This is a genomic window from Clostridium chromiireducens (assembly GCF_002029255.1).
Lineage (GTDB): Bacteria > Bacillota > Clostridia > Clostridiales > Clostridiaceae > Clostridium > Clostridium chromiireducens.
Genome location: NZ_MZGT01000131.1, coordinates 1 through 7149 on the forward strand (window position 1 = coordinate 1; position 7149 = coordinate 7149).

Sequence of the window (7149 nt, forward strand, 5' to 3'; positions counted from 1 at the left end):
GGCAGGTTACCCACGTGTTACTCACCCGTCCGCCGCTAATCCGTTCCCGAAGGAACTTCATCGCTCGACTTGCATGTGTTAAGCACGCCGCCAGCGTTCGTCCTGAGCCAGGATCAAACTCTCAATAAAAAGTTCAATCTTAGCTTACTCAAATAAAGAATTGCTGGTTTACTTAAATGTATTTATTAAATTCTGTTCAATTTTCAAAGACCATTTTCTTTCTTACAACATTCGCTGTAATTGATTGTACTTTTTCGTCACCCTCAAGCGACTTACTCAGTATATCACTCGCTTTAAACCTTGTCAATAACTTTTTTTTATAATCTTTTCAACTTTTTTCTTGTAGTCTTTACAAGATTCTTTTTTGTTATTGTTCATGTCTCAGCGACGTTTTTTATCTTATCATAATATTTATTGGCATATAATCTTTCATATGTAGTTTATAGCTTTTATCTTGGGCTTTCTACTTATTTTTCTAAATTGCTACAATATTCTATTAATGATACACCTGGAAAGGTTATCTATACTTTTTTGTACTTTAATCAAAATAACTTAACCAAAACTCCCCATTCAATATATCTAAGTATACTGAACGGGGAGTTTTAGATCATTAAGCATTTGTATTATTTTAGTCTCGAATGTCTTTATTAATAGTTAATATGCTTTGATTATCTATTCTCTAAAATAGAATTCAGTTTAATATCATTGTTAATTAGATTTTCACCATGTAACTCTTTTAATTTTAAAATATATATATCATTATGAATATGCTCAGATACTATTGATGCTAAAAGTATATTATCAGTAAAAACTCCTAAAAATTCTTCCCTATGAGGGCCTCTGTCTGCTACTAGAGTCTTTTCACAATCAATTACAAGCATCATTCTTGTTTCTTTTCCTTCGCACTTCAAGTTAGAATGTGTATATATTTCAATTGGAATATCGTCTAATACTTGATTCTTAAATGAAAATACTATTATTCTTACTCCTCGTTCTGCAATTTTTGAAAGCTCATCTTGAAATCTGATTAAATTAATATCAGTATTTATATATACTTCTTTTTTTGCTTCTAAAAGTAATTGTTTTATTTTTAGTGTTACATTATCATATCCTACTATATTAATATATCGTTCTTCCACATCACATGTTTCTAAATCTTTTAATTTATTGGTTAGTAAATCTGTTGTTTCATTGAATTCTTTTTTAATTTTTTCCATTAATACTGATGGATTTTCTGCTTTATAAACTTGAGAATCTCCTGGCACTAAAAATATAACGCCCTTTTTATATAAATTATCCAGTGTAGAATACACTGATGATCTCGATATATTTAAATTTTTAGCAATTTTGTATCCATTTGAGCTTGAATTTTTTAACAAGTCGATATAAACTGCTGCTTCAGTTTTTGAAAAGTTTAGTTTTTCTAATAATCTTATTATTTCATCCATAAGTATTTCTCCTCTTTAGTTTATATTAATATTAATTCCTTCACTTACTAAAAGTGTATCCAAGTTATTCACTAATTCATTAAGTTCTAATAATATATCTGTACTATTAGCTGAAGCCAATTTTAATATAGTATCAGTATTTTTCCTCATATCTTTAGGAGCTTTTAAATTATTATCTTTAATAATCTTAAGAAGCTTTTTTTCTCCTGGATGTGGTATTTCGTTTACTGCAAATATAATATCAAAATAACTTGCAAAAAATCCTGCAATCCTGTGATTTACACTTACAAAATCCTCTCTCTTTAATGCTTTTTCTATTTGATTATAATATGCTGGCATTTGTTTCATTAATAACGGATAATTCTTTTTTATTATATTTTCTTTTAATTGTTTTGGATAATTTATTTTGTATTTATTTTGTAGAGCATTTAATTCATTTCTTTTATCATATAATATTATCGAATTAATGAAATTACTCCAGAAACAAGTTGTATATCCAACATCCGCTTCACATTTTAATAAAGTTCTACTTAATAAACCATCAATCCATCCTAGATCCCTATATATAATTTCTACTTCTACATTGTTATCCTCTAAGACTCCATCATCTTCTGTTTCCCAAAATGTATTATTTAGCTCTATATAATTAAAATATTTGCTCGTAATTTCTTTTCTCTTTTCTAAAGTTATTTCATTGATTGTATAAATATAAATGTCGTAATCTGATGCCTCATCGTTAGTTTTCATTGCATGTGATCCAGCTAATAAAATCCCCTCAACTTCTTCCAGTCTTGAAAAATCCTTGACTAAGTCCAATACATTTCTATCAATACTCATAATTCTCACCTCTATATAAATATAGTAGTACATCTAGTACTACTATATTTATATTAACTATTTATGCATTAATTGTCAATCTATTCAACACAAACTATCGTTGGTAATAGAACTCTTGCGACCAGCTTATTTCTAGTATCTCACCAAATAGCATCTACTCCATTTATATAAATATTTTAGCATTCTCTATTTATTATTTTTACAATATGTATGAACTTTTATAACAAATAAATAAGCTACCTAAAAAGAGAATTTAAATCCACTTTAAGATAGCTTCTGTTATTTCAATAAATTTATGGCAATTTATTGCCTGCTGCTAAATATATTTCATACCATTCTTGCCTTGTTAAATTTACATTTGATGCTTTAGATATTTCCTTAATACGCTCAGAATTCATAGAACCAACAATCGTTTGTATTTTTGCTGGATGTCTCAAAATCCATGCAGTAGCTATAGCAGTATTAGTTACTCTATACTTCTCTGCAATCTCGTTAATCTTCTTATTTAGTTCCGGGAATTTATCGTTATCTAAAAATACTCCACCAAAGAATCCATATTGGTATGGTGACCATGCTTGGATTGTTATATCTTTAAGACGACAATACTCTAATATGCCTCCATCTCTATCTATTGAAGCATCGTTTTTTATATTCATATTTAGCCCTGCATCAATCATTTCAGTATGCATTATGCCGAATTGTAATTGATTGATAATTATTTTATTGTTTAAATATTTATTAAGCAGTTCTATTTGCATTGGAGTATGGTTACTCACTCCAAAATATTTTACCTTACCACTTTCATGCAACTTAGAAAAGGCTTCAGCAACCTCCTCTGGTTCCATAAGAGTATCTGGACGATGTAATAATAGAAAATCAACATAATTTGTTTGTAGTCTTTTCAAACTTGCATCTACTGATTTTAAAATATGTTCTTTTGAAAAGTCATACATTACTCCGGGTACAATGGAACATTTAGTTTGGATAATCATTCTTTCTCTAATAGATGAATTCAAATTAATTGCATCTGCGAATATTTCTTCTGATTTTCCTCCTCCGTATATATCTGCATGATCAAAGAAATTAATTCCTTCTTCTAATGATGTTTTAATTACTTTCTCTGCCTCACTCTTTTCAATTCCTGACATTCTCATACAGCCAAGTCCAACTGCTGAAACCTGAATTCCGCTATTTCTAATATTTATATTTTTCATCTCTAACACCCTTTCTTGTATATTCAGCTTTTATTTTTTAGTTTAATTAAACTCACTATTTATTGATTATTTATTATATAAATTGTAGACTTCTTCATCATAAAAAACTTCTACTCATCTATACTTATATAAGTGTGATTCTCCTCATGTACTCTCTCCATTAAATTTTACCGTCAGCAATAGATTGTTCATGCTGACTGATCCAATTATATGAATCCTTTTTATCTCTTGTTAGAAGTAAATATAAAATTTCTATAACAACCATCGCAGATATTCTTGAAAAGCTAAATTCATCTAAAAATAATTTTTCCCTAGTTGATGTATTAATATGGTATTTACTCTCATTAGCAACTGGTGAATTTTCATGATTTGTTATAGATATAGTAGTTGCGCCTCTTTCATTGGCAATTTCAAGCAGTGTTACAAGTTTTGTTGATGATCCGGAATTAGATATAACTATTACTACATCTTCTTTAGTTAATGTGTAAGCAAATGCAAGTTGTGTCTCCCATATAGTATTAGTCACAGATGATATCCCTAGTTGATTAAACTTATAGGTACCATCCATTGCTACTGGTATTGTATTTCCTACCGCTGCAAATTGAATAATTCTTGCATTTCTAATTGCACTCAATATCTTTTTTATATTTTCTTCATTCATCATTGAAATGGTTTGCTTTAGTTCTTCAATCTTATTTGCTAATATATTTTGAAGGGATTGAGTTATATTATTAGAATCTAAATCATTAGACACATTAGTATCATTTTTTCTTACCATTTCCTTAGCAATATTTATCTTTAGATCGTAGAACCCTTTTAGGTCACACTTTTTGCAAAACCTAACTATAGTCGCTTCACTAACATTACTTTTAGTGGACAATTCCGAAACTGTCATTTCAATAACTTGCTCTTTATTATTTATAATGTAATCGGCAATTTTCTTTTCTGCTTCATGCAAACTTTTATAAATAGATAAGATTTTATCTAGAACGCTTTTCTCTATCTCTTTCACTTTTATAATTACTCCCTTTTTTCTAAAATCCTTTTTATAACTTCTTATAATATCCTAATTAATTACTCAAAAGAATATTTTAAACCCCATTGCTTTCTAACCTCATCCATTATATTCATTACATCAACAGATAATCCTAATGTATCATTGCTATTTTTCTTTAAAATGCAGTTGTTTATATCTTGAACTTCATAGATTAGTGCTTTTGAAATATCCCCATCTTCTATAATTTCCACACTTCCGTCAGGGTATGTGATTGTAGCCTTATCTGCTCTTGGGAAATTTTCGACAGTTATATAGCCTAATTCTCCACATACAATTCCTCTCTTTGGTTGTTTTGCCCTCATAGTTAATGAAACTACTGCCATTTCATCATCTACATTTTTGAGTATTATACCTGATTGCTCATCTACTCCAGTTTCAAATTTCTTAACTGTAGTTAAAATTTCATCTGGTTGGCTAGAAAGAAAATACCTTGTAAATGATAACGCATATGTTCCTATATCTAAAAGCGCACCGCCAGCCAAATCTGGACTAAAGAATCTATTTGTAACATCATATTCTTTAAGGCTTCCAAAATTAACTTGTATCATTTTTATCTTTCCTAGTTTCCCTTCATCTACGAGCTTACGTAGCTTTTTATATAACGGCATGTGATAAATCGTCATCGCCTCAGCTACAATTAAGTTCTTTTCCTTTGCTAACTCAACTATCTCCGCTAATTGCTTTCCATTTACAGTAATAGCTTTTTCGCAGAATACATTTTTATTATTATTAAGACTCTTCATTATATATTCATAATGATTACAATGTGGCGTTGAAATATAAACTACATCAATTTCTTCATCTCTTAGCATTTCATCATAATCTCCATAGGCCTTCTCTGCATTGTATTTCTTAGCAAACTCTTTTGCTTTTTCAATATTCCTTGAACCTACTGAATATAGGCTTCCATTTACTTCATTTATAGCTCTTGCGAAATCTTCAGCTATTGTTCCTGGCCCTAGTATAGCCCAGTTTATTTTATTCATATCCTTCACCCCACGATTTTTAATTTTAAAGTTTCCTAGAATTAAATTTCTGTATGTTTAATATTTTGAAATCACCCTAATCCCCTGTTCACTGGCAACAATTACTTTTGTTATGACATTCGTAAACAACGATGTTTCTACAACCCCACAAATGTTTATTAAACTATTATTAAGTTCATATACATCTTCCACATTGTTAAATGACACATTCATTAATAAATTTCCATTATCACTTATAGTAAAACCATCCTTTATATCACTGGTTCTAGTTACTGATTTACCTCCCAATGCTAATACTTCTCTTTCAACGTACTTTAAAGAATCTTCTAAAATTTCGAGAACTACAGGAGATTTAAATGATAATTCTTTTTCTACCTTGGCTTCATCAACAAGAAGAATATATTCTTTAGCCATACTAGCTATTAATTTTTCTTTAGTGTGGATACCTCCACCACTTTTCAATGCATTTAGGTTTTCATCCACTTGATCACATCCATCAAAAGCAACATCAACCTTATCCACAAAACCAGTGTGAAGAACCTCTAACCCATTTTCGATACAAATCATCTTTGTTTTTGTTGACGGAGTAACTATCTTAACCTTAATATTTCCCTCTTTTATATATTCTATTAAGTATGTAATAGTTCTACCACCACCAAGACCCACTACCATTCCATCTCTTATATATTTTATAGACTCTTTGGCGCATATTTTTTTAAAATCATTATCATTCATGTTAACCATCCTCCTTATACACCATTATATTACTATAATAGTATGATAGTTTTATTTCGTCAATATAATTAATTACGAAATATAATTTCACAAGAAATTATATTAATTTTTATAGATTTTACAAAATATAAAAAATGATGCGTTAAAGTAAAAATACACTTCAACGCATCATTTTTAGATACTATTTATTTTTAAATATATCTTGTATACTTTTTAAGAACTTTAGCGATTGGTAACGCTACTAATCCAATAACAATTTGAGTTACATTTCCGGGTATAGATGCTACTGGCGATATCCAATTTCCATAAAGGATCCCCTCAGTTATATAGTATCCAACTATCATCCATCCACCCGATACAATAATTGCAAAAATATTATACATAAGGTTATTTCCTTCTTTATTTTTACTCCATGTGATAGCTCCAACCATATATCCCATTATTCCTCTTACTACAAAAGTAAATGGTGCCCAAAGTGCCCATCCTGATGATAAATCAAAAATTGCCATTCCTACTGCACCAGCTATAGCTCCCTTTTCTTTCCCAAAAACTATTGCTGAAACAAATAGCATTACAGTTCCTAAGTGTACTAATCCTCCACTAGCTAAGATTGGTAGTCTGATATTAATAAATGCAGTTGCCACAAATACTAATGCTGTTAATAATGCTGTTTCTACCATATCCTTTGTTGTAAATTTACTTTTTCCTTTACTTAATTCCATAATTTTGCCCCACCTTTATGTATGTTAGTGTAAAGTATTTACACTACTCTTTTAAATTTTTTCTTTATATATCAAGGGTTCGAGCGTTTTTTTGTACAAAAAAACAATGCCCCCCCTAATTTCATGTTATAATCGAGTTCCGCAACACCA

General features: G+C 29.5%; 7 protein-coding genes and 1 rRNA gene. All 8 read right to left on the minus strand.

What is annotated here, in order from left to right:
* Positions 1 to 129: ribosomal RNA gene (locus CLCHR_RS23460) — 16S ribosomal RNA — on the minus strand; the annotation flags it as partial.
* Positions 130 to 668: 539 nt separating this feature from the next.
* Positions 669 to 1448, minus strand: a complete 780-nt coding sequence (locus tag CLCHR_RS23465; protein WP_079442349.1) for a TrmB family transcriptional regulator — start codon at positions 1446 to 1448, stop codon at positions 669 to 671.
* A 15-nt stretch (positions 1449 to 1463) separates the two neighbouring features.
* Positions 1464 to 2285 carry a DUF4037 domain-containing protein gene (locus CLCHR_RS23470; protein WP_079442351.1) on the minus strand — a complete coding sequence of 274 codons (822 nt, stop codon included), beginning with the start codon at positions 2283 to 2285 and terminating at the stop codon, positions 1464 to 1466.
* Between the two features lie 293 nt (positions 2286 to 2578).
* Positions 2579 to 3499, minus strand: a complete 921-nt coding sequence (locus CLCHR_RS23475; RefSeq protein ID WP_079442352.1) for an aldo/keto reductase — start codon at positions 3497 to 3499, stop codon at positions 2579 to 2581.
* A gap of 160 nt (positions 3500 to 3659) precedes the next feature.
* Positions 3660 to 4511: a MurR/RpiR family transcriptional regulator gene (locus tag CLCHR_RS23480; RefSeq protein ID WP_079442353.1), complete on the minus strand. Its 852-nt coding sequence runs from the start codon at positions 4509 to 4511 to the stop codon at positions 3660 to 3662.
* Positions 4512 to 4573: 62 nt separating this feature from the next.
* The gene (locus CLCHR_RS23485; protein WP_079442355.1) at positions 4574 to 5542 is read right to left on the minus strand and encodes a Gfo/Idh/MocA family protein; all 969 of its coding nucleotides are present in this window, start codon (positions 5540 to 5542) and stop codon (positions 4574 to 4576) included.
* A 57-nt stretch (positions 5543 to 5599) separates the two neighbouring features.
* A complete protein-coding gene (gene rpiA, locus CLCHR_RS23490) occupies positions 5600 to 6277 on the minus strand; it encodes a ribose 5-phosphate isomerase A (protein WP_079442356.1) in 678 nt (225 codons plus the stop codon).
* Positions 6278 to 6468: 191 nt separating this feature from the next.
* Entirely contained in the window at positions 6469 to 6999 is a 531-nt protein-coding gene (locus CLCHR_RS23495; protein ID WP_079442358.1) for an ECF transporter S component, read from the minus strand.
* Positions 7000 to 7149 lie beyond the last annotated feature (150 nt).

What these genes read in the sequence shown, in the direction of transcription:
- CLCHR_RS23465 (WP_079442349.1), bottom strand. Translation starts at nt 1,448, where the DNA reads ATGGATGAAATAATAAGATTATTAGAAAAACTAAACTTTTCAAAAACT.
- CLCHR_RS23470 (WP_079442351.1), bottom strand. Translation starts at nt 2,285, where the DNA reads ATGAGTATTGATAGAAATGTATTGGACTTAGTCAAGGATTTTTCAAGA.
- CLCHR_RS23475 (WP_079442352.1), bottom strand. Translation starts at nt 3,499, where the DNA reads ATGAAAAATATAAATATTAGAAATAGCGGAATTCAGGTTTCAGCAGTT.
- CLCHR_RS23485 (WP_079442355.1), bottom strand. Translation starts at nt 5,542, where the DNA reads ATGAATAAAATAAACTGGGCTATACTAGGGCCAGGAACAATAGCTGAA.
- rpiA (WP_079442356.1), bottom strand. Translation starts at nt 6,277, where the DNA reads ATGAATGATAATGATTTTAAAAAAATATGCGCCAAAGAGTCTATAAAA.
- CLCHR_RS23495 (WP_079442358.1), bottom strand. Translation starts at nt 6,999, where the DNA reads ATGGAATTAAGTAAAGGAAAAAGTAAATTTACAACAAAGGATATGGTA.